Here is a 24019-nt window from a genome sequence, read left to right as displayed (position 1 = left end):
TAATAAATTTATTAGTAGTGACATTTACCACATTCTAAACCTCCCATTTGTGCAGCAGTCAATTTGTCTACTCCATATCTTTTAGAAAGTTCTGCGTGAATTTTGTCGTAGTATTTGTTACCCTCCATTTTAACATTAGTTTCACGGTGACAGTTAATGCACCAACCCATTGTTAAAGGAGCAAATTGTTTTTGAATTTCATACGTCTGAACTGGGCCATGACATTTCTGACATTCAATTCCGGCAACAGTAACGTGCTGTGCGTGGTTGAAGTAAGCAAAATCTGGTAAGTTGTGAATTCTAACCCATTTAACAGGATTAGTTTTTCCTGTATAGCTTTGACTTTCTTTATCCCAACCTACAGCATCATATAGCTTTTGAATTTCCCCATCGTAGAATACTTTTGAATATTCAGCTGTTGCAGTTGTGTCAGCAACCTCAGCAATACTTTTATGACAGTTCATACAAACATTTAAAGAGGGAATACCGGCGTTTTTACTTACTCGCGCAGCAGAGTGACAGTATTTACAATCAATACCATTACTTCCCGCATGGATTCTGTGAGAATAATGAATTGGCTGAATTGGAGCATAATTTTGGTCTACCCCAATTTGCATCATCCATCCGTAAACGAAATAGCCACTTGCCAGCAATAATAATATCGAACTAACTAAAACTAAAAATTGATTTCTTGCAAAAGCTTTCCAAATTGATATTCTTGGCGCTTTCTCAGCACGTTCAATACCATTTACTTTAGCTACTTTAGTCAAAACATTGTTAACAAAAAACAACATCACAACCAACATCATCATCAATAATGCAAGGGCACCAAGCACAACCGTATTAGAAATACCGCCTTCAGCCGCTTGTTGTCCAGGAGGACCTGCCGTTGTTGTAGTTGCCGGAGCTTCAGCTTTAGGTTCTGAAGTGTAAGCAATAATATTATCAATATCTGTCGTTGATAATTGAGGGAACGCAGTCATTACCGCCTTGTTATTTTCCTCATATACTTTAACAGCTTTCGCATCGCCTGATTTAATCAATTCAGAACTGTTATGAATCCACTTGTAAAGCCAAGCCATATCATATTTATTTGCAACTCCACGAAGTGCCGGACCCGTGGCTTTTGCATCAAGCTTGTGACAAGCTGCACAATTGGCATTGAACAATGCTTTTCCTGCTACCGCATCACCCCCAGCTGCTGCAACTGGTGCCGCTACTGTTTGAGCTGCTGCTGGAGCCGCCTCTGGTGTTGCTTGTGAAAATGAAGTGAAGGAGAATGCTAGCATAAATGCTAAACAGAAGACTATTTTCCTCGAAATCGAATTATGGTTACCCACTTTTTTCATATAATTAAGTGATTATCTACTACTATTGGCTTGATTTTACTGAATAATATTTTCAGCTAAAAATCGACACTTTATTAAAAACCTGCACAAAAATACGACTTAAGAACTATTCTCAAAACCTTAAATATAGCTTAATTATCAATTTATATTTATTCTAAATAATGAATTGTTCTTAATGTACTATTTTAAGTTTTACATTTGTATAAAACTCAAATCATTATGTCCTATTTCTCAAAATCGACACTACTTTTTTCGCTTTGTTTGCTGACACTTTTAACTCAAAAAATTAGTGCACAAGACCCAAAAGTAACTGTTATACAAGATTCAAAGTTTGAACAACTTCTAAATGAAAAAAGAAAAATAAACAGCTCTATTACGATAAATGATCGGTATAAGATTCAGATATACAATGGAGATAGTGAAAATTCTAAAAAAACGTTGATGGATTTTAAGAGGATGAATAAAACAATGGACGCTACTATTGTATTCAGCACGCCAAGATATAAAGTTTGGGTAGGCAACTTCAAAACACGTATTGAAGCCGAAAAAAATCTAGCTGATTTAAAGAAAAGTTTTCCAAATGCCTTTTTGATAAAACCGAATAAATAAGCAATTAACTTAAAAATAGTATCCTAAAAACCCTCGAAATTTTAAACTTCGAGGGTTTTTATTATTCCTTTACAAACTTCGTACTCGCCGTTCCCTTATCACTAATAATCTTTATAAAATAACTTCCCGTTTCCAAGCCCGAAACATCAATCGTTTCATTCGGATTAGTATTTACCTGAACCAATTGCCCAAGGATATTGTAAATACTTACCGAACTCATCTCAACTTCTTCTTTAGTCGTAATAGTTAAGCTATTTTTCGCTGGAACAGGCGATAAAATAAACATACTACCAAATTCAAACCCTTGGTTTCCCAACTCACAATCAGAATTAATAGTTATGCCACTACTATCTATCCCACACCCTGATAAATAACTTTGTAAAGCAGGTATTTCATTACTATCAGCACAGATGTAATTTAAATTAGGAACATTGCTCCAGCATTCATTGTATAAAGTCCCTGTGCCAAAAGCCTGAGTAACACTATTTCTTATTTTTATTGAAGTCAGGTTTGGATCGTTCTTACAGCCTAAATCAAAAAAATTAGGATTATTGCTAAAGTCTAAACTCGTCAGTAAGTTTTCACTAAAATAAGCATGCTCTAAAGCCGTATTGTTAGAAAAATCTAAAAAACTTATCTGATTATTTGAAGCTATAAAAATTTTTAATTCTGACTGATGACTTATATCTAAGGAAGTTATTTGATTATTGTTACAGGCCAAAATGTCTAAAAGAGTTTGACTAGCCAAATTTAATATGGTAAGTTGATTATTTCTACAATTCAGAGTTGTAAGGGATGTCAATGATGATAAATTTATTGTCGTTAAATTATTGCTAGAACATATTAACCACTCCAAATTTGTAAAATATTCTATACCTGTCAAGTCACTAATATTAGCGCCGCTAACGCTCAAAATTGCTACTGACTGTGCTTCAGAAACTTCGATTTCACCATCGTTATTTGCATCTATAGGTCCACCAGCACATAAATTAGCTGATACACCAATGCACGCAATATCATTTGTCAACAGCTTAGCCTTAAAATTCGCATCCGGAAAATTTATGATTTGAGCAGAACAAATCGTATTCAAAAACAATAACAGAGAAGTGATTTTCATGAAAGAAGTTTGAAAATCAAATATATAAAATATATCACGCAGTAGGTTTTTCTGTCAAATAAAAAGCATCTTTAATACTAATCAATAAAAAATCGGTGCAAATCGGTGCAAATCTATGAAATCCGTGGCAAAAAAAAACGCTGCACAAATCACTCCTTTTTCACCCCTCATTTTACTCATTTTTCTAGCAATAACAATACTTAGACCCCACTTTGTAACTACGACTCAGCATCTTGTGATTGGCACTCCGAATCTTGTGATTGGCACTCAGTATCTTGTTATTGGCACTCAGTATATTGCAATTATGCCTCAGTATTTTGTTATTTCAGCTCAACATCTTGCAATCACGCCTCAGTATCTTGTTATTTCAACTCCGCATCTTGCAATTACGACTCAGCATTTTACAATTGCACCTCAATAGTTTACAATTAGTACGCAACATCTTAGTATCATAATCTCAAAGATTAGAAAGTAAAATGATTTAGTATGCATCAAGACCTGTATTTGCCTAAACATCTGATTACATATATGTTAAATATTATATAAAATTACAATTGAATGGTATTTAGTACAAATTGTGGCACGTCGTTTGTCTTGCCAAAATCAATACTAACATTAAAAACAAATATCATGAACTCAATTTCCAGAGCTTCCTATAGCTCACGATTAACAAACGCCGAAGTTTTAGTAGAAGATTTAAACACATTCTCAAACTTCACTCCAGGGGATTCCGATTTAACAGCAGAAGCAATTCAAACCAGAACTGTTGCTTTAAGAGAAATCCAAACACAGCACACCCAAAAGCACTTTGACTATTCAAAAGCTGCTTTTAACAGAAGACAGTTTTTTGACAAAGAAGAAAACTCCATCTCAAAATTGCTATCACCAATTGGCGCTAACATCAGAGGAAAATTTGGTAAAGACTCACAGGAATACAAAGAAATAAGAACTCTAATTCTAAAAATAAGAGGACAACGCAGGATAAAAGTCACCGAAGACACCGATGAAGAAACCATCAGCCGTTCTGAAAAATCATTCGGTAGTCAAATGATCTACTTTGGAGATCTAATTACGCTCCTGATAAAATTTGGAAGTGGGTACGACCCAATGAATAGTAGAATTAAAATTGATGCTTTACAAACAGTATTAGAAGAAGCAACACTTAACACAAATAAAGTTTCAACTATGCTAGCACTTTACAAGCCTTGGATTTCACAAAGAATAAATGGTTTCAAAGACCTCTCCATCATAGCATCCAGAGTAAAGAACATGGTAAGTTCACAATACGGCCTTGATTCACCAAAATATAGAATGATAAAAGGCTTAAGAATATAACTTACGTAATTCGCTATAAAACAAAAAAAATCCCGATGACTCGGGATTTTTTTATTGGTATTACTTCATTTTCTTCTTCACTTCCACTTCTTGGAAAGCTTCGATTAAATCAAGTTGTTCAATATCGTTGTAATTCTTAATTTGAATACCACAATCATATCCTTTCGCAACATCTTTCACGTCATCTTTAAAACGTTTCAGTGTAGCTAACTCGCCTGTAAATACAACAACACCTTCACGGATAATTCTGATTTTAGAATTTCTGAATATTTTACCTTCAGTAACCATACAACCAGCAATTGTTCCTACTTTAGATACTTTAAATATCTCTCTGATTTCCGCAGTTCCAGTAACTTCTTCCTTCAATTCAGGAGAAAGCATTCCTTCCATTGCATCTTTCAAGTCGTTGATCGCATCGTAAATGATTGAATAGTTTCGGATATCGATTTCTTCTTTCATTGCCAATTGACGCGCATTTCCAGCAGGACGCACGTTAAATCCGATAATAATCGCATCCGATGCCGAAGCCAACATAACGTCTGTTTCTGTAATCGCTCCAACTCCTTTGTGGATAATATTAATCTGAATTTCTTCTGTAGATAATTTAGAGAACTCACTAGAAAGTGCTTCAACCGAACCATCCACGTCTCCTTTAAGGATAATGTTTAGTTCTTTAAATTGTCCAAGAGCGATACGACGGCCAATCTCAGCCAAGGTAATATGACGCTGCGTTCTTACCGATTGTTCACGCATTAACTGCAAACGTTTTGTAGCAATTTGTTTTGCTTCTCTTTCGTCTTCAAATACGTTGAATTTGTCTCCAGCAGTTGCAGCACCATCCAATCCTAAGATAGATATAGGTGTTGATGGTCCGGCTTCTATGATATTATTTCCCCGTTCATCTTGCATCGCTTTCACTTTACCATGATTCTTTCCTGCCAATACATAATCTCCAACTTTCAACGTTCCAGATTGTACTAAAATAGTTGATACATATCCTCTTCCTTTGTCTAATTGTGCTTCAACAACCGTTCCTACAGCAGGTTTATTTGGGTTTGCTTTTAAGTCTAATAATTCCGCTTCAAGCAATACTTTTTCTAATAATTCTTTTACACCTGTTCCTTTTTTAGCAGAGATATCATGGGACTGGTATTTTCCACCCCAATCTTCAACTAATAAATTCATAGCGGCTAATTTCTCCTTGATTTTCTCAGGATTAGCACCTTGTTTATCAATCTTGTTGATGGCAAATATCATCGGAACGTTAGCAGCCTGAGCATGGCTAATCGCTTCTTTAGTTTGTGGCATGATATCATCATCCGCAGCCACTACAATAATTGCAATATCGGTAACTTGAGCTCCACGAGCACGCATAGCGGTAAACGCTTCGTGTCCTGGTGTATCAAGGAACGTTATTTTTTGTCCACCTTCTAGAGTTACAGCATAAGCACCGATGTGTTGTGTAATTCCACCTGATTCACCCGCAATAACATTTTCGTTACGAATATAATCCAGTAACGATGTTTTACCGTGATCCACGTGACCCATAACTGTTACAATAGGTGCACGTGATACTAAGTCTTCTTCTTTATCAGCAATTACTTCAATAGAATCTTCAATATCAGATGTAATGAATTCTACTTCAAATCCGAACTCATCGGCAACAATAGATAAAGTTTCAGCATCAAGACGTTGGTTCATGGTAACCATGATTCCAAGTGACATACATGTTCCGATTACTTTGGTAATTGGCACATCCATCATGGTAGCAATTTCACCTACAGTAACGAATTCTGTTACCTTAATTGTTTTACTTCCTTCGTCTAAGGCTTGTTGTTCATCTTCCGAACGTTGACGGTGCGTATCACGCTTGTCTCTTCTGTATTTTGCAGCTTTAGATTTGTTTCCTTTTCCTTGTAAACGCTCTAAAGTTTCTTTAATTTGGTTTTTAACATCTTCTTCCGTAGGCTCCACTTTTTGAACAATAGCCGGACGATTTCCTTTTTGGAAACCTCCGCCACCGCTTGGTTTGATACTACCACCTGGTTTGGTTGGTCCAAAAGCATTTGCACCTCCACCACCACCAATAACGGGTTTGCCTGGTTCTGGTTTACCTGGAATTCTTTTTCTCTTATTCTTGTTAGTATTTGCAGCTGCATTTGCTCCAGTAGCCGGAGTTGCAGGTTTGCTAGCATCTTTTTTAAATTCTTCTTTCTTCTTCTTAGGCTTATTAAACTGCGTCAAATCAATTTTTTGGCCTGTCAATGTTGGCCCAGAAAGAACTTGGAATTGTGTAGTATGTGTTTCGTCAACTGGTGCTTCTTCCGCAACCTTTTCAGTAGGTTTAATCTCTTTTTGAACTATTACAGGAACTTCTTCTTTTTTCGCAGCAACTTCTTTTTTCGCAGCAACTTCATTTTTCTCAGCACCTTCTTTTTTCTCAACAACGTCCTTTTTCTCAGCAACGTCCTTTTTCTCAGCAACGTCTTTTTTCTCAACAATTGGTTTCGCTTCTGGAACCACCTTAACTTCTTGAGCTAGCTTTACAGCCGGAACCGATTTTGGAGCTTGCACAGATGAAGCAACTGGGGCCTTTGGCGTTAAATCAATTTTACCAACTTGTTTAGGCGCAGCTACGGTTACTCTTGCTTTAATCAACTCTTGCTGTTGTTGACGCTCTTCGTCTTGTCTGCGTTTGTCTTCGATTTCTTTTTCTCTTTCTAATCGAAGCGCTTCTTTTTCTTTTTTTATTTCTTCACTTATTCCTTTTGAAGCTTCTTTATTGCCTTTATCACCAGCAAATTGTCCGCAAAGAATAGTATATACATCATCGGAAATTTTTGTGTTGGGACTTGCTTCAATAGCAATACCCTTATCCTTAAGATAATCCACAGCTCTTTCCAAAGAAATATTTAATTCCCTTAAAACTTTATTAATTCTAATATTTCCTTCAGACATAAAATCTTATTAATGTTATCTATTTTGCGTTGAAAGATTAGTCCTGAAACTCTTCTTTCAATATTCTAATTACTTCTAAAATGGTTTCTTCTTCTAAATCAGTTCTTCGCACTAAATCAGCAACATCTTGGTTCAAAATACTTCTAGCCGTATCCAATCCAATTTTTGCAAATTCGTCAATTACCCAACCATCAATTTCATCTGAAAACTCTGTTAATTCAACATCATCTTCTTCAGCAGCGATTCCTTCTCTGATTACGTCTAATTCGTAACCTGTTAAAAGTCCAGCTAATTTAATATTGTGTCCACCACGTCCAATTGCTTTTGAAACTTCTTCTAATTTCAAAAAAACTTCCGCTCTTTTTTTCTCTTCGTCAATTTTAACAGAAGATACTTTTGCAGGGCTTAAGGCTCTTGTAATGTAAAGTTGCAAATTGGTAGTATAATTGATTACGTCAATATTTTCGTTTCCAAGTTCACGCACAATTCCGTGAATTCTAGATCCTTTCATACCCACACAAGCTCCTACTGGATCAATTCTATCGTCATAAGAATCTACAGCAACTTTTGCTTTTTCACCTGGAATTCTAACAACGTTTTTAATCATAATCAAACCGTCAAAAACCTCTGGAATTTCTTGTTCGAATAATTTTTCCAAAAATTTATCCGCCGTTCTTGACATGATAATTTGTGGTTTGTTTCCTTTCAATTCAACACTTTCAATGATTCCACGAACATTATCTCCTTTACGGAAAAAGTCAGATGGAATTTGTTTTTCTTTTGGTAAGACAATTTCGTTTCCTTCATCATCGATCAAAATTACAACTCTTGGACGAACATGATGTACTTCCGCAGTGTAAATTTCACCTACTAAATCTTTAAATTGCTTGTAAAGATTGGTATTATCGTGTTCGTGTATTTTTGAAATTAAATTTTGGCGTAATGCTAAAATAGCTCTTCTTCCTAAATCAATCAGTTTAACTTCTTCAGACACTTCTTCACCAATTTCAAAATCGGCTTCAATTTTTCTTGCTTCTGTTAAGGTAATTTCTTCATTTTCTAGATCTAAATCGTCATCGGCGACAACAATTCTTCTTCTCCAGATCTCCATATCACCTTTATCAGGATTGATAATGATGTCAAAGTTATCATCAGAACCGTATTTTTTTTTCAATGCGTTTCTAAACACATCTTCCAAAATCGCCATAAGCGTTACTCGATCAATGAGCTTGTCGTCTTTAAACTCTGAAAATGATTCGATTAATGCAATATTTTCCATGCCTAATTTTTAATTAAATATTATTATAACAATTGCTTCTTTTATATCTGAATAAGAAATATCGCGCTTGTGTTCTACTGTCTCTTTCCCTTTTCCAATTTTTTTTGGTTCTCTTGCCGTCCAGCAAAGCGTTATACCTTCGTCTGAAACCTGCTCTAAAACTGCTTCAATAGTTTCTGTGGCGGTTTTAACTTTCAATGTTCTTCCAATATTTTTTTGATACTGTCGAACCATTTTTAACGGAGTTGAAACTCCTGCTGAGGCTACCTCCAAAGAATAATCTTGTTCTTCCCGATCTAAGTTAGCATCAATTGCACGACTAACATCAATACAATCCTGCAAATTTACTCCGTTATCTCCATCCAAAGTTACCATGATTTTAAATTGGTCACTGATTGTTAAATCGACCAAAAACAAGGAAGTTTTTTCCTTTAATGCTGCTTCCAACAACTCTGAGACTTTATCTTTAAATGCCATATTTTTTATAAAAAGAGGGAAGCATTGCTTCCCTCATTATTTAGTTTTGAATAATAAATAACGGCGCAAAGATAGTTATTTTTTTTGTAAACCAAAAATGTTGCCGTGTCAAAAAAAAATAATATCTTTATTCTATAATTATTTACAATCCAAAATTCACTTTTTACATTATGAAAAAAATCTTAGTCCCTACAGACTTTTCAAATCATGCTGAATACGCTTTAAAAGCTGCGGCTCAAATTGCTAAAAAAAATGGAGGAGAAATTTTCCTTCTTCATATGCTAGAATTACCAAATCAAGCTGGTGATGCGTTAGGCTCTGGGAGCGATATTCCAGAAATAATGATTTTCAAAAATGCAGCTATTAATAGACTTGAAGACTTAATGGATCATGAATGTTTAGACGGAATAAAAGTTTCTGAAATCATTCAATTTGAATTAGCCTTTGAAGGAATAATGAAAGTCAGCGCTATAAACAATATTGATTTAATCGTTATGGGTTCTCATGGCGCAAGTGGATTTAAGGAAATGTTCATCGGATCCAATGCCGAGAAAGTCGTAAGAAATTCAGATGTTCCTGTTTTGATTATTAAAAAAGACGTTGGAGAATTTAACGTAGATAAATTCGTTTTTGCTTCCGACTTTACAGACGAAATTAAAAAACCTTTTGCGAAAGTAGTTGAGTTTGCAAATAAATTTGGTGCTCATTTGGAGTTAGCAATGATAAATACGCCAAGTAGTTTCAAACCTACCCATCTCGCTGAAGAAATTATGAGAGATTTTATTTCGAATTTCAGCATCAACAAATATTCGATAAACATTTATAACGATGTAAATATTGAAACGGGAATATTAAATTTTTCAAACCATATAAATGCCGATTTAATTGGCGTTTGCACCCATGGAAGAAAAGGAATTGCACACTTTTTCAACGGAAGCATTAGTGAAGATTTAGTAAATCACGCACAAAGACCAGTGGTTACCTTTAAAATATAATTTAGACAAATCCTGATAAATCAAAAAATCCTCTCAAGTTGAGAGGATTTTTTATTGGTCTGCTAGGAGTTCCCGAAATAAATTCGGGATAAACTTCTCGTCTAGCATAGAAACAAAAAATCCTGCAAGAGCAGGATTTATCGTTGGTCTACTAGGACTCGAACCTAGAAAGACTGCACCAAAAACAGTTGTGTTACCATTACACCATAGACCAGTTTTGCTTACCGCGAGTGCAAATTTAGTACAAATTTTATTGTACACAAATAAATCGCCATAAAAATTAAAAATTAACTACTCGTTTCTTTTGTTACAGCATACAATAAACTTGAAATTAGCCCTTTATCCTATTTAAGAAAAATTTGTTAATGCTCGTTTAATTGCGTTGAAAAAAATAGTTTCTTTGTAGCATCAAATAAAAACATTCATTTCATATCTATATGATGAACTTCAACTTTAAAAAATGGAATACTATCTTAGGATGGACAACATTTGCAATTGCCTTACTAACTTATTCTTTAACCGTTGAACCCACTATGAGTTTTTGGGATTGCGGCGAATACATCTCTACTTCAGCTAAATTAGAAGTTGGACATCCCCCAGGCGCACCATTATTCCAAATTCTTGGAGCATTCTTCGCCATGTTTGCCTCCAGTAAAGAAACTGTCGCTTTAATGGTAAATATGTTGTCCGTGTTTTCAAGCGCATTCACTATTTTGTTTATGTTTTGGTCGTCTTCGATTATTTTACGAAAAATCGTCTCGCAATACACTGAAATAGATAAAAGCAAAGCAATAGTAATTTTGGGAAGTTCCTTTGTTGGCTCATTAGCTTTTACTTTTTCAGATAGTTTTTGGTCAAGCGCTGTTGAAGCTGAAGTTTACGCCATGGCATCCTTATTTATTGCCATATTATTTTGGTTGGGATTGCGTTGGGAAGAAGAAATGCACACGCCAAAAGGCAACCGTTGGCTCTTGCTAATTTCATTGATGATTGGCCTTTCATTTGGAGTTCACTTCATGGCTTTATTAACTATTCCATCCATTGGTTTTTTATATTATTTCAAAAATTTCAAAACAATTACCGTTAAGAATTTCATCATTGCCAATATTATCATTGTGGCTGTTTTACTTTTCATCTTCAAATTATTACTGCCATATACCCTTGCATTCTTCGGGAAAATGGAAATTTTTATGGTGAATAGTATTGGCTTATCTTTCAATTCAGGTACCATTTTTGCCGTTTTATTGATTGTCACTTTCTTCTATTTTGGATTAAAATATACGCGTGAAAAAGCGCATCCATTTTACAATACCGTTTTATTATGTATTCTTTTTGTACTTGTTGGGTTCTCCGTTTGGATGATGCTTCCTATTCGTGCCAACGCCAATGTAGTTATTAACGAAAACAAGCCTTCAGATGCTGCCGAAGTTTTAGCCTACTACAATAGAGAGCAATATGGCGTGAATCCATTATTTTACGGGCCACAATACACGGATACTTTTGCAGGTTTAGATAAAGATGAACCGTATTTGGACAAGGCTCCTAACTACGAAAGAGATTATAAAACAGGAAAATATGTTATTGTAAACAACTACAAAAATGCCGAACAAAATAGCGATAATGCTCAAAAAGCAATACTTCCTAGACTTTGGAGTACGGATCATATTGAAAATTACATGCAGTTTACTGGTGTTCCAAAAATTGAAATGAATCAAAACTATCCGTATGAAGAAGATTTGAGTCAATACGGCGTAAACATAGATAGTTTAAGTGAAGAACAGATTTCAATGGCCGTTGGACAGTTGAAAGAAGAAATGGGCAAAACCATTAATGAATTTAAAACAGCTTATGCTCAGAAAAAAATTGACAACGAAGATTATGTCTCTTTCTTAAAAAAATACAACGATTATTTAATCATTGAAAAACCTTCTACTATAGATAATTTGAGTTTCATGTTTGAATACCAATTTGGCTATATGTATGGGAGATATTTGCTTTGGAATTTTGTTGGAAAACAAAACGATATTCAAGGCAAATATGATAATCTTGACGGAAACTGGATCAGCGGAATTAATTTTATTGATGAAATCCATCTTGGAAAAGGAACACAGCAAAACCTTCCTGATGACATTAAAAACAATAAAGGACGAAACACCTATTACTTCCTACCTTTATTTATTGGTTTGATTGGACTCATGTTTCACGCGCAAAAAGACTTAAAAAGTTTCTATGTACTATTAGCTTTGTTTTTATTTAACAGTATTGCTTTAAAAATATTCTTGAATGAAAGACCATTTGAACCTCGCGAAAGAGATTATGCCTTAGTAGGCTCGTTCTACGTCTATGCCATATGGATTGGTTTTGGAGTTTATGCTATATACGAAATGATTTCAGACTACATCAAATCCAAAATAGTTGGACCAGTAGTTATTGCTGCCTGTCTATTGGCTGCCCCGATTTTAATGGCCGCTAAAAACTGGGATGATCACAGCCGAGCTAATAAATATACCGCAATTGCAATGGCGAAAAATTATCTGGAATCGTGTGACCAAAACGCAATTTTGTATACGATTGGTGATAATGACACTTTCCCGCTTTGGTACGCTCAGGAAATTGAAGGTATTAGAACCGACATTAAAATCGTCAACACCCAATTGTTTATGACAGATTGGTACATTGACCAAATGAAATTCAAAACATACAAATCGGACGGATTACCAATATCGTTCAAACATGAAGAATATGTTGGTGACAAGCTCGATTATGTTGCACACATCCCAAAAACGGAAGCGCGATGGAATATTAAAGATTTTATCAACTTCATTAAACTTCCGAAATCTACGGTCGAAATGGCCAACGGACAAACCATTCATTTTTATCCAACCAATAAACTCAGAATACCAGTTGATAAAAATGTCATTATCAAAAACAATGTCGTCGATAAAAAATACTATGATTCAATCGTTCCATATATTGATTTGGATATTAAAGGAAGTGCACTCTATAAAAATCGCTTGATGGCTTTAGATGTTTTAGCCAATAATGACTGGAAACGACCGATTTATTTTACAGGTGGAAGTTTTGGCGATGACGATTATCTATGGATGAAAGACTATCTTCAACTAGACGGATTAGTTTACAAACTAGTACCAATTAAAACGCCGATTGTTAAAGAAAATCCATACGATATGGGAAATATCGACAGCGATAAAATGTATGATTTAGTAACAAAATGGAGTTGGGGTAATGGCGAACTTACGACCATTTATCACGATCCTGAAACCCGAAAAAACAGTATCTCGTACAGAACCAACATGGCCCGATTGATGGAAAAATTAATCAATGAAGGAAAAAAAGAAAAAGCAGAGAAAATTATCGATTTAGCTATGAATAAAATGCCAATGGATTATTATGGCTACTACACTATGGTTGAGCCGTTTGCCGGTGGATATTATGCGATTGGTGAAAAAGCAAAAGCTAGAGAATTACTGGAAAGACTGATGACAAAATACAAACAGAATTTGATTTATTATTCAGGTATTCAACCTTCTATTCAAGACGGAATTGCTTCCGATATCATTACAGATATTGAGCGCTATAGAAGTCTTTTAATCACGATGAAAGATCGAGGCGATGTTGAGTTCTACAACAAAAATAAGCCTACCTTTAATTCTTTAGTGCAACGATTTGCCCGTTTCGGAAGAGATTTAGAATAAATGGATTAAAAACTATAAAATGTGTCATTTGAGAAATCATTTGACACATTCTTTTTTATATTTAACAAATGAGTTTCTGGGTAAAAACAAATTATTTAGTCAAAAGGATTTTTCCAAATTATGTTTGGGACATTCCTAATACTGAAAAAAAAGTATATCTGACTTTTGACGATGGACCAACCCCAGAAATCACTCAATGGACATTAGATGAATTAAAAAAATATGATGCGAAAGCAACTTTTTTTTTAATTGGAAATAATATCGTTAAGCATCCGGAAATCTTTAAAAAAGTAGTCAACGAAGGACATTCAATTGGAAATCATACTTTTAATCATCTAAAAGGTTGGAAAACTGGAACGTCAGCTTATGTTGAAAATGTGACGAAATGTAATGAAAGCATCTGTAAACTGAACACTGAGCACTGGAAACTCTTTCGTCCACCCTATGGCAAAATAAAACCATCACAATCCAAAATACTACGGAAACAAGGCTACAAAATCATTCTGTGGGATATTGTCTCATTTGATTTTGACGCAAAAATTTCCAAAGAAAAATGTCTTGAAAACGTATTGAAAAATGTAGAATCCGGCAGCATAATAGTTTTTCACGACAGTATCAAAGCACAAGAAAATCTCAAATATACTTTACCAAGAACATTGGAATTCTTAAAACAGAACGGATTTTTCTGTTCTAGAATTGAATCTGACATAGTATAAAAACAAAAAACCCGATCATTGCTGAACGGGTTTTATATAAAAATAAGAGTTTGTCCTTATGCTTCGAATGCAACTACAGATACAAATGATTTGTTATCACCTTTTTTCTGAAATTTCACTACACCAGCCACTTTTGCATGTAAAGTATGATCTTTACCCATGTAAACGTTTTCTCCTGGATTGTGCTTTGAACCTCTTTGTCTAACAATGATATTTCCAGCAATTGCAGCTTGACCACCATAAATCTTAACACCTAAACGTTTTGATTCTGATTCTCTACCATTCTTAGAACTACCGACACCTTTCTTGTGAGCCATGACGTATAATTTTAAATATTAGTTGTTTTCTTCAGTTGCAGTTTCTTCAGCTTTTTTTGCTTTGGGCGCTTTGGGCGCTTTAGGCTCTGCTGCTTTTTCTGATTTTGGTTCTACTGTAGCTTTCTCAGCTTTTTTTCCTCCAGTAGCAGAAATACCTTCAATCACAATTTGTGTAAGATACTGTCTGTGTCCGTTTCTTTTTTTGTAACCTTTTCTTCTTTTCTTTTTGAAAACGATTACTTTGTCTCCTTTTAAGTGTTGTAACACTTTGGCTTCTACTGAAGCACCTTCTATAGCTGGGGCGCCTATTGTGATTGTACCGTTGTCGTCTAACAAATAAACTTTGTCGAAAGATACTTTAGATCCTTCTTCATTTGTCAAACGGTGAACGTAAACCTTTAGGTCTTTGCTAACTTTGAATTGTTGCCCTGCTATCTCTACGATTGCATACATAACAAATTGTTTTTATTAATTTATAATCCCGAGTTTTCGGGATGCAAATATAGAACTATTTCTTTTACTCGCAACATCATGTGCAAAAAAAACAAAACTTAGTTTTAGAGCAACTATTAAACATTAGATAAAATTTCAGATTGTTTAGAAAATTAGATAAAATAAAGTATTTTTGGTGTAACAAAATTTAAGGTTAGTTTACTAATTACAAAATCAACAAAAAATTTAAATTTTTTATGAAAAATTCATTAATCGCTTTAAGTTCAATGCTTATGCTTGGAGGAACAGCTCTTGCCCAAAAGGTAGCTTTTGAGGAATACGATTTGCCAAATGGTCTTCATGTAATTTTACACAATGATCAATCGGCGCCAGTTGTAATTACCTCAGTAATGTATCACGTAGGTTCTAAAGATGAAAATCCGGAAAGAACTGGATTCGCTCACTTTTTCGAACATTTATTGTTTGAAGGAACTGAAAACATCAAACGTGGTGAATGGTTTAAAATTGTAACTTCAAACGGAGGAACAAATAACGCCAACACATCGGATGATAGAACTTACTATTTTGAAGTTTTCCCTTCAAACAATACGCAATTAGGCTTATGGATGGAATCAGAAAGATTAATGCATCCTGTAATCAACCAAATTGGTGTTGACACTCAAAACGAAGTGGTAAAAGAAGAAAAAAGACTTCGTGTTGATAACCAACCTTACGGTCAGTTAATTGCTGAAGTTAAGAAAAACATGTTTAAAGTGCACCCTTACCGTTGGGCGACTATTGGCTCGATGGATCACTTAGATGCTGCTACATTAAAAGAATTCCAAGATTTCAACAAGAAATTTTATTCTCCAAACAATGCCGTTTTAGTTGTTGCAGGTCAAATTGACATTGCGCAGACAAAAAAATGGATTCAAGATTATTTTGGACCAATTCCAAGAGGTGTTGAATTGAAAAAAGATACATTTGTTGAAGCACCAATCACCGAAACAATACGCGCTACTTTCGAGGATCCAAACATCCAAAAACCAATGGTTGTTGCTGCTTACAGAATTCCATCAATGAAAACTCGTGACGCGAGAGTTTTAGATATCATTTCCACTTATTTGAGTAACGGAAAAAGTTCTAAACTTTACAAAAAAATTGTTGACGATAAGAAAATGGCATTGCAAATAGGAGCTTTCAATTACGCTCAAGAAGATTACGGTCAATACATTCTTTATGGAATGCCACAAGGTGAATTTACTTCAAATGACTTGATTAAAGAGATTGATGAAGAAATTGTTAAACTTCAAACTGATTTAATTGCAGAAAAAGATTTTCAAAAACTGCAAAACATCAACGAAAGCAACTATATAGACAGTAATGATAATATTGAAGGTGTGGCGGAAAATTTAGCTACCTACTATTTATTGTATGGCGATGTGAATCTTGTGAACACAAATATTGACATCTTACGCTCTATCACTCGTGAAGAAATAAGAGATGCTGCCAAAAAATATTTAAATCCAAACCAACGTTTGATTTTGGATTACGTACCTGGAAAAGACAAAGCTGAGAATAAATAAAACTAAGAAAAATGAAAAAATCAATTATACTTTTATCAAGCTTGTTTTTAACACTTATTATGCAAGCACAAGACAGAACACAGCCAACAGCTGGTCCGGCACCAAAAATAAATCTTAAAAAACCTGAAACTTTTTCGTTACCAAACGGATTGAAAGTTTTAGTAGTTGAAAACCATAAGTTACCAAGAGTTTCTTATAGTTTGACCATTGACAACACACCTTACGCTGAAGGCAACAAAAAAGGGGTTGACGATTTAACGAGTAGCTTAATCGGAAACGGTTCAACTAAAACTCCTAAAGACGCATTCAACGAAGAAATTGACTTTCTTGGAGCGAACATTAACTTCTACGCTTCGGGAGCATCTGCAAGCGGGTTATCTAAACATGCCAAGAGAATTTTAGAATTAATGTCTGAAGGTGCTTTAATGCCAAACTTCACACTTGATGAATTCGAGAAAGAAAAAGAAAAACTTATCGAAGGACTAAAAACTCAGGAGAAAAGTGTTCCTGTAGTTGCTGGTAGAGTTGAAAAAGTATTGGCTTATGGTAAAAATCATCCTTATGGAGAATATTTATCAGAAGAGACTATCAACAATGTATCTCTTGCCGATGTTAAAGACAATTATAGAACCTATTTTGTTCCAGAACACGCGTACTTAGTAATTGTTGGTGATGTTAAAACTAAAGACGTTAAGAAAATGGTTGAAAAACTATTTGGTTCTTGGGTAAAAGCAACTGCTCCAAGATTATCTTATTCTAATCCGTCAAACGTTCAATATTCACAGATAAATTTTGTGGACATGCCCAATGCAGTTCAATCAGAGATCACCATCTTAAACACGGTAAATCTTAAAATGACTGATGCTGACTTCTTCCCAGTAATTTTAGCTAATCAGGTTTATGGAGGCGATTTCAATAGCTATTTGAATATGAACTTAAGAGAAGCGCACGGATGGACTTATGGTGCACGTTCAAGTATTGGTTTTGACAAAAACATGCACAGCGAATTTAGAGCGAATACTCAAGTAAGAAATGCAGTAACCGATAGCGCTGTCGTTGAATCGCTAAAAGAATTAAAAAGAATCAGAACTGAGAAAGTAAGTGACGAAGTTTTAAAGAGTGTAAAAGCAGGTTATGTTGGAAAATTTGTAATGCAAGTTGAAAAACCAACCACGGTTGCACGCTATGCATTAAACATCGAAACAGAAAGTCTACCAGCTGATTTCTATGAAAACTATATCAAAAACATCAATGCGGTTACACCGGATGACGTAATGAGAGTGGCTAACAAATATTTCTTAGCAGACAACGTAAGAATTCTTGTTGTTGGGAAAGGTTCAGAAGTACTTTCTGGATTAGAGTCGTTGAAAATACCAATGTTCTATTTTGACAAATTTGGTAATCCAACTGAAAAGCCTGCAATAAAAAAACCAGTTCCTGCTGGAGTTACAGTAAAATCTGTTGTTGACGCTTATGTAACTGCTATTGGTGGTGACAAAGCCGTTAAATCCGTTAAATCTATTTTTTCTATCGGTTCAACAACTATTCCTCAGGCGCCAATGCCATTATCATACAATTCTAAAATGGATGCTAAAGGACGAATGATGGTTGAACTTTCTATGGCAGGAATGGGATCAATTATGAAGCAAGTTGTAAATGGCAACACCGGCTACATGATGCAACAAGGTCAGAAAAAAGTTTTAGAAGGTGAAGAACTAGCTAAAATGAAAGAAGGCGCAATTTTGTTTGCTGAAACGGGATTGGCAACTAAAAACGGCGTAACAATTTCAGGCATTGAACAAATGGAAGGTTCTGATGCTTATGCTGTTGTTGATGGTGATACTACTTACTATTTTGATGTGAAATCAGGCTTAAAAACTGCTGAGGCAACTTCAGAGAAAGGTCCTGATGGTCAGAAAGCGACTAGAGTTACTACTTTCGGTGATTACAGAGCTGTAAAAGGGGTAAAGGTTCCGTTCAACACTATTATGAATGTTGGATTCGAATTAGATATCAAAATGAGCGATGTTAAAATCAATGAAGGAGTAATTGATGCCGATTTTCTATAACAAATAGAAGTTACTTTATAGTCAAAGTCCCATATCTTTTTTAAAAATGATACGGGACTTTTTTATTTCTTATTCGCCAGATAAACTCCAATTAAAATGATAAAGGCTCCGACTAATTGAAAAGAGGTCAAAATCTCATTATCCAAAAGCCCCCAAAGAAATGCTACAATCGGAATCAAATATGTAACGGAAGACGCAAAAACTGGAGACGAAATCTGTATCAGTTTATAAAAAAGAACATTTGCAACACCCGTGCCCACTATTCCCAGAATCATTATATAAAACATCGCATGTTGGGTTTGCGGCAAACTAACTTTAGTAGTAAAATCGGTAAAACTTAATATTAAAATCGCCGGAAGCAACATGACCAAAAAATTACCAGTTGTAATACTGAGTGGCTTCACATCTGAAAGGTATTTTTTAATCAGATTAACATTCATAGCATAACAAATTGTGGCAATCAAAACTAAAACAGAATAATAGTAATTATCAGTTCCTTCGTGATTTTTTCCAGTAAAAATCAACACTGCAGTGCCAATCAACCCGATTCCGATACCGAGAAACTGATTTCTTTTAAAAGTCAATCCAAAAAACAAAGCTCCAAAAATTAAGGTGTTTAACGGAGTAAGTGAATTTAGAATAGAACATATCGAACTGCTCACTTGGGTTTCCGCAATCGCAAAAAGATAGGCCGGAATAAAGGTTCCAAACAAAGAAGTTATTGCAATATATTTCCATTGATGCTGCGGAATTGAGGCCAGACTTTTAAATCCCACAACCAAAAGAAAGACCGCACAAAAGATGATTCTAAGCGAACCCAATTGAAACGGATTTAAGCCAATCAATCCTTTTTTAATTAATATAAAAGAGCTTCCCCAAATAAGTGCTAGCAGTACAAGAATAACCCATTTTAGCTGAATTGATTTCATATGATTTTTTTGAATGCAGCAAATTTTGTAATTAATTTAAGAATAAACACTTTTATTTTTCACTAATTTTGTGATTGATTAAGAAGTCACAAACAAAAAAGCAAAAGACTATGAATATTACCAAATCATTATTGACTTTTGGGATTGCCTCAACCATTTTTATTGGTTGTAAAGATGCCGGAAACAAACCTACTGCTGCAGAAACGGAAACAAAGACTGAAAAAAAAGTAATTGTTGCTGCTGTTAAACCAGAAACTGCAAGTTTCAAAATTGAAGGAATGACTTGTGCTATGGGTTGTGCAAAAACAATCGAAACCAAGTTGTCAAATCTGCAAGGCGTTCAAAAAGCTACAGTTGATTTTGATAAAAAAGAAGCAACAGTTGATTTTGATGCCACAATTCAAACTCCAGAAAAATTGACTAAAACGGTTGAATCTGCAGGTGATGGTGAAACATATAAGGTTTCAAATATGCATATCAACGAAAAAATGTAATTCAAAACAAATTATAAATAAAAAATCCTCTCGTTATTAAATGAGGGGATTTTTTTATTTCCATTTTAAGGTTTCCATCAAGCGTTGCATATCATCTTTTACATAACTGGCCGCTGGCATAATAGAGTCGAATTTTGGCTTTGCATAAAAATATACTGAACCCGTTACAAAATGCTTGATGCTATCTGTAGCGTAAAATTGAGCATTTGTAGCCGCATTTCCATTTACTCTATAAAACATACCGTATACCTTACTATCGTTGTTTATAAAAGGTTGTTCGAGAATATCGTCTGCTTTAATTACATGCTCATACGTTAGCTTTTGGGCATCGCGCAGTAAAGCATTAATATTATTATCAACAGTCTTGTACGTAAGGTAAATTGTAGCTTTCATTTTTGGATAATGAATTGAATAACCACAATTTTTGTCTTCTTCAATAGTTGCATTTGCATTGAAATCAAATTCAAATGGACAATTATTGCTGAATTTAGCATATTTGGCAACGGGATAATCCAAACGAAGCTGACTTGATGGTTTTGGAACAGTATCATTTTTACAGCCACTCATGCAAACAAAAAGCGTCGAAACCGCTAGTGAACCAATTATTTTTCTAAACATTTTGAGTTATTCAAGAGTTACTTTTAATTGTTTTATTCTTTTTTTGTCAACGGCTTCTATAGTGAAACGGACATTTGAAAAATTAATTTTTTGTTCTCTTTTTGGAAAATTTCCTAAAATTTCTAATATAAACCCAGCCAAGGTCTCAGCTTCACCTTTGCTACTTTCAAACATTTCTTCATTAACATCTACAATTCGATAGAAATCTTTAAGGTTGGTCTTCCCCTCAAAAAGGAAATTCTTATCATCAATTTGGGAGTAATTCAGATTTTCGTCATCAAACTCATCCGAAATATCACCAACAATTTCTTCGATTACATCTTCTAAAGAAACCAGTCCGGAAGTTCCGCCATATTCGTCAACTACAATGGCCAAATGGCTTTTCTTACTTTTAAATTCCTTTAACAAATCATCCAATTTTTTATTCTCAGGCACAAAAAAAGGTTCGCGCATTAATTGGTTCCAATCAAATTCTTTCTTGTTGATGTGCGGAATCAAGTCTTTAACAAATAGTACTCCTTCGATATGGTCAATGCTTTCTTTGAAAACAGGAATTCGAGAATAGCCCTTTTCAACTATTTTACTATAAATCTCACCAAAAGTTTCATTTATTTCCAATGCAAAAATATCAATTCTCGGACTCATCACTTGCTTGGTATCAGTATTGCCAAAAGAAACAATGCCTTCCAATATTTTTTGTTCTTCAGATGTCGTGTCTTCTGTCGATGTGAGTCCTAAAGCCTGCGATAATTGGTCTACTGAAATATTTGATTTTTGTTTGGCGAGCTTATCATGCAAATAAACGCTCACACTGCGCATCGGCAAACTAATCGGAGAAAGAAACTTATCTAAAACCATCATAGGATTGGCTACAAATTTTGAGAATTTTATATTATTACGGCTGGCGTAAATTTTGGGCAGGACTTCTCCAAATAAAAGAATTAGAAATGTAATCAATACGACCTCAATAGTAAACTTCAAAACGGGTGACTCTATCATTGAAAAAATACTATTTCCAACAAAAGAAAAAATAATGACAACACCAATATGACTGAAATTGTTGGCGACTAATATTGTCGCAAGCAATTTTTTGGGACGCTGAAGTAATTTGGAAATTAAATTGGCCTTTGACGCATCTTCTTCCATCAAAACATTTAAGTCTTTCTGGGTAAGCGAAAAAAGTGCCACTTCGGCAGCAGAAACCATAGCAGAACAAAATAAAAGAAGAACAATCGCTATACTACCAAAAAGTAAATTGGTGTCAATGCTGGCAAGGAAATTTAAACTGGGATCAGGGTCCAATAACTTAAGGATTAATTAAACAATATCAAAAAGGCAAATCGTTTTCTGGACTTGCATGATTTGGCGCTTCAAAAGTAGTGTTTTTTGTTTCTAAATTCTGTGTTGTTTTTAAGCCGTCTACTTCTTTTTTGGTCGTCAAAAATGTAAATTCGGTAACTTGGATTTCAGTTGTATATTTTGTAGAACCATCTTCAGCCTGCCATTGACGTGATTTAATTCGACCTTCTATGAAAATTTTATCACCTTTTGACAAATATTTTTCGCAAATTTCAGCCGCTTTATTTCTAACTACTAGATTATGCCATTCGGTAGAAGTGATTTTTTCGTTAGTCTGCTTGTTGATATAAACTTCATTGGTAGCCAAAGGAAACCTTCCAATGCAGTTTCCGCCTTCAAAATAATGCATCTTTACATCGTCACCTAGATGACCTATTAGCATTACTTTATTTAGAGTACCATTCATTTTTTAAGCTGTTGATTTATTCCACTGCGTTCCCTACAATTCGGCAACACCTCAAGTCTTTCAAATTTACTAAAACTTTTGAAAATTAGCCCCATACTTTTTCAATAAAATTAAAAATCACAATGGGAAATGGAAATTCTGAAACTAATTTATAATCAATTCCGTTTGTTAGCTTGCCTTTCACTTCGACCTTCCAAAATTTGATATGAAGATGTTGATGGGATAATTTGTGGCGAATACTTTCAGGATTGTAAAGTTGAACTTCAACAATCTCATTATCGCAAAATACTTGATTCTGAATTAAAGCCAAAACAGTTTCGTCTGATTCAGGGCTACTGGTTTCTAGCAGCGGAAATTCATATAAATTGTGCCAAATTCCTTTTTGGTTTCGTTTACTAATAATTGTATCCTGATTTTCATCTAAAAAAATTAAATAATTAAAATATCGACTGGTAACTTTAGTCTTTTTAGATTTTACCGGAAGTTGCGCTACTTTTTTCTTTTGCAAAGCCAAACAACTATCATTGAATACACAAATGCCGCAATTTGGACTTTTAGGCACGCATTGCAAAGCACCAAATTCCATTATGGCCTGATTGAAAATGTTCGCTTGATTCTTCGGAATTAATGCCGCGGCCAATTGCGAAAATTCTTTTTTGGCTCCAGCCGATGCAATATCCGTTTCTACATCAAAATACCTTGACAGTACCCGAAAAACATTCCCGTCGACAACGGGAACCGTCTCATTATATGAAAACGAAGCAATTGCCGCTGCTGTATATTCGCCAATACCTTTTAGTTTCAATAGTTCAACATACGATTTTGGAAACACGCCGTCTGATTCAAAAGCAATCTGTTTTGCCGTTTTGTGAAGATTCCTCGCTCTCGAATAATAGCCCAATCCTTGCCATAATTTCAGGACCTGTTCTTCATCGGCTTTAGCCAAATCAAAAACAGTAGGAAATGCTGCTGTAAACCTTAAAAAATACGGCAATCCCTGAGCAACTCTTGTTTGTTGAAGCATAATTTCTGAAAGCCAAATGGTATAGGGATTGGTATCGTTGCGCCATGGCAAATCACGCTTGTTTTGTAAATACCATTGAATAAGAGTTTTAGAGAATTTCATAGCTGAATTGTGGATTGCAAAAATAAATCTTTATGTGATTAAATTTTAATAGATTATGCTTGAACTATTGTTTATTTAATTCATATATTTGCAACCTCAAAAAAAATACATAATAATATTAAATACGCAAGA

21 protein-coding genes and 1 tRNA gene are annotated in these 24019 nt (G+C 34.6%); 9 read left to right on the top strand and 13 right to left on the bottom strand.

Annotated elements, in window-relative coordinates; genetic code table 11:
• Positions 1-11 precede the first annotated feature (11 nt).
• Positions 12-1349 (bottom strand): c-type cytochrome, encoded by a 1338-nt coding sequence (locus PSU83_RS02060; protein WP_300586177.1) that lies wholly within the window; start codon positions 1347-1349, stop codon positions 12-14.
• Positions 1350-1568: 219 nt separating this feature from the next.
• Here PSU83_RS02060 and PSU83_RS02055 point away from each other — a divergent pair, with 219 nt between their 5' ends.
• Positions 1569-1958, top strand: a complete 390-nt coding sequence (locus PSU83_RS02055) for an SPOR domain-containing protein (RefSeq protein ID WP_300586175.1) — start codon at positions 1569-1571, stop codon at positions 1956-1958.
• Positions 1959-2019: 61 nt separating this feature from the next.
• Here PSU83_RS02055 and PSU83_RS02050 read toward each other — a convergent pair whose 3' ends face one another.
• Positions 2020-3075, bottom strand: a complete 1056-nt coding sequence (locus PSU83_RS02050) for a T9SS type A sorting domain-containing protein (protein ID WP_300586173.1) — start codon at positions 3073-3075, stop codon at positions 2020-2022.
• A gap of 115 nt (positions 3076-3190) precedes the next feature.
• Here PSU83_RS02050 and PSU83_RS02045 point away from each other — a divergent pair, with 115 nt between their 5' ends.
• Both PSU83_RS02045 and PSU83_RS02040 read left to right on the top strand, forming a co-directional pair.
• A complete protein-coding gene (locus PSU83_RS02045) occupies positions 3191-3496 on the top strand; it encodes a hypothetical protein (protein ID WP_300586171.1) in 306 nt (101 codons plus the stop codon).
• A gap of 209 nt (positions 3497-3705) precedes the next feature.
• Complete coding sequence (locus tag PSU83_RS02040) at positions 3706-4410, top strand: hypothetical protein (RefSeq protein WP_300586169.1); 705 nt, start codon at positions 3706-3708, stop codon at positions 4408-4410.
• A gap of 60 nt (positions 4411-4470) precedes the next feature.
• Here PSU83_RS02040 and infB read toward each other — a convergent pair whose 3' ends face one another.
• From infB to rimP, 3 genes are read right to left on the bottom strand one after another with little or no spacing between them, the layout of a single operon-like run.
• Complete coding sequence (gene infB / locus PSU83_RS02035) at positions 4471-7368, bottom strand: translation initiation factor IF-2 (protein ID WP_300586166.1); 2898 nt, start codon at positions 7366-7368, stop codon at positions 4471-4473.
• A gap of 37 nt (positions 7369-7405) precedes the next feature.
• Positions 7406-8647, bottom strand: a complete 1242-nt coding sequence (nusA, locus tag PSU83_RS02030; protein ID WP_300586164.1) for a transcription termination factor NusA — start codon at positions 8645-8647, stop codon at positions 7406-7408.
• A gap of 9 nt (positions 8648-8656) precedes the next feature.
• Positions 8657-9124, bottom strand: a complete 468-nt coding sequence (rimP, locus tag PSU83_RS02025) for a ribosome assembly cofactor RimP (protein WP_300586162.1) — start codon at positions 9122-9124, stop codon at positions 8657-8659.
• 170 nt (positions 9125-9294) lie between these two features.
• On the opposite strand from rimP, the gene PSU83_RS02020 reads away from it, so the two are divergent.
• Positions 9295-10119 (top strand): universal stress protein, encoded by an 825-nt coding sequence (locus PSU83_RS02020; RefSeq protein ID WP_300586160.1) that lies wholly within the window; start codon positions 9295-9297, stop codon positions 10117-10119.
• A gap of 143 nt (positions 10120-10262) precedes the next feature.
• On the opposite strand, the gene PSU83_RS02015 is transcribed toward PSU83_RS02020, so the two are convergent.
• Positions 10263-10333, bottom strand: a tRNA-Gln gene (locus PSU83_RS02015).
• Between the two features lie 223 nt (positions 10334-10556).
• Here PSU83_RS02015 and PSU83_RS02010 point away from each other — a divergent pair.
• Together PSU83_RS02010 and PSU83_RS02005 are read left to right on the top strand one after the other, a co-directional pair.
• Positions 10557-13835 (top strand): DUF2723 domain-containing protein, encoded by a 3279-nt coding sequence (locus PSU83_RS02010; protein WP_300586158.1) that lies wholly within the window; start codon positions 10557-10559, stop codon positions 13833-13835.
• Positions 13836-13903: 68 nt separating this feature from the next.
• On the top strand, positions 13904-14551 hold the full coding sequence (locus tag PSU83_RS02005) for a polysaccharide deacetylase family protein (RefSeq protein ID WP_300586155.1): 648 nt from the start codon (positions 13904-13906) through the stop codon (positions 14549-14551).
• Positions 14552-14607: 56 nt separating this feature from the next.
• Here PSU83_RS02005 and rpmA read toward each other — a convergent pair whose 3' ends face one another.
• Both rpmA and rplU read right to left on the bottom strand, forming a co-directional pair.
• On the bottom strand, positions 14608-14868 hold the full coding sequence (gene rpmA / locus PSU83_RS02000) for a 50S ribosomal protein L27 (RefSeq protein WP_300586153.1): 261 nt from the start codon (positions 14866-14868) through the stop codon (positions 14608-14610).
• An 18-nt stretch (positions 14869-14886) separates the two neighbouring features.
• The gene (rplU, locus tag PSU83_RS01995) at positions 14887-15321 is read right to left on the bottom strand and encodes a 50S ribosomal protein L21 (RefSeq protein WP_300586151.1); all 435 of its coding nucleotides are present in this window, start codon (positions 15319-15321) and stop codon (positions 14887-14889) included.
• A gap of 236 nt (positions 15322-15557) precedes the next feature.
• On the opposite strand from rplU, the gene PSU83_RS01990 reads away from it, so the two are divergent.
• Both PSU83_RS01990 and PSU83_RS01985 read left to right on the top strand, forming a co-directional pair.
• Entirely contained in the window at positions 15558-16886 is a 1329-nt protein-coding gene (locus tag PSU83_RS01990) for a pitrilysin family protein (protein WP_300586149.1), read from the top strand.
• Positions 16887-16897: 11 nt separating this feature from the next.
• Positions 16898-18955 (top strand): pitrilysin family protein, encoded by a 2058-nt coding sequence (locus PSU83_RS01985; protein WP_300586147.1) that lies wholly within the window; start codon positions 16898-16900, stop codon positions 18953-18955.
• Between the two features lie 62 nt (positions 18956-19017).
• Here PSU83_RS01985 and PSU83_RS01980 read toward each other — a convergent pair whose 3' ends face one another.
• Positions 19018-19884 (bottom strand): DMT family transporter, encoded by an 867-nt coding sequence (locus PSU83_RS01980; protein WP_300586144.1) that lies wholly within the window; start codon positions 19882-19884, stop codon positions 19018-19020.
• 110 nt (positions 19885-19994) lie between these two features.
• Between PSU83_RS01980 and PSU83_RS01975 the strand changes: the two genes are divergently transcribed.
• Positions 19995-20378: a heavy metal-associated domain-containing protein gene (locus tag PSU83_RS01975; RefSeq protein WP_300586142.1), complete on the top strand. Its 384-nt coding sequence runs from the start codon at positions 19995-19997 to the stop codon at positions 20376-20378.
• A 54-nt stretch (positions 20379-20432) separates the two neighbouring features.
• Here the strand turns inward: PSU83_RS01975 and gldD are convergent, their stop codons facing one another.
• From gldD to mutY, 4 genes are all read right to left on the bottom strand, one after another.
• Complete coding sequence (gene gldD / locus PSU83_RS01970; RefSeq protein WP_300586139.1) at positions 20433-20996, bottom strand: gliding motility lipoprotein GldD; 564 nt, start codon at positions 20994-20996, stop codon at positions 20433-20435.
• Positions 20997-21002: 6 nt separating this feature from the next.
• Positions 21003-22298, bottom strand: coding sequence for a gliding motility-associated protein GldE (locus PSU83_RS01965; protein WP_300586137.1), 1296 nt, complete (start codon positions 22296-22298; stop codon positions 21003-21005).
• A gap of 25 nt (positions 22299-22323) precedes the next feature.
• Positions 22324-22761 (bottom strand): single-stranded DNA-binding protein, encoded by a 438-nt coding sequence (ssb, locus tag PSU83_RS01960; RefSeq protein ID WP_300586135.1) that lies wholly within the window; start codon positions 22759-22761, stop codon positions 22324-22326.
• Positions 22762-22846: 85 nt separating this feature from the next.
• Positions 22847-23887, bottom strand: coding sequence for an A/G-specific adenine glycosylase (gene mutY, locus PSU83_RS01955; RefSeq protein WP_300586133.1), 1041 nt, complete (start codon positions 23885-23887; stop codon positions 22847-22849).
• Positions 23888-24019: the final 132 nt, after the last annotated feature.

This window comes from Flavobacterium sp., from assembly GCF_029945805.1.
In the GTDB taxonomy this organism is placed as follows: domain Bacteria; phylum Bacteroidota; class Bacteroidia; order Flavobacteriales; family Flavobacteriaceae; genus Flavobacterium.
Note: the sequence above shows the minus strand (reverse complement) of the source record. Positions and strands in the feature narration are given on the sequence as shown.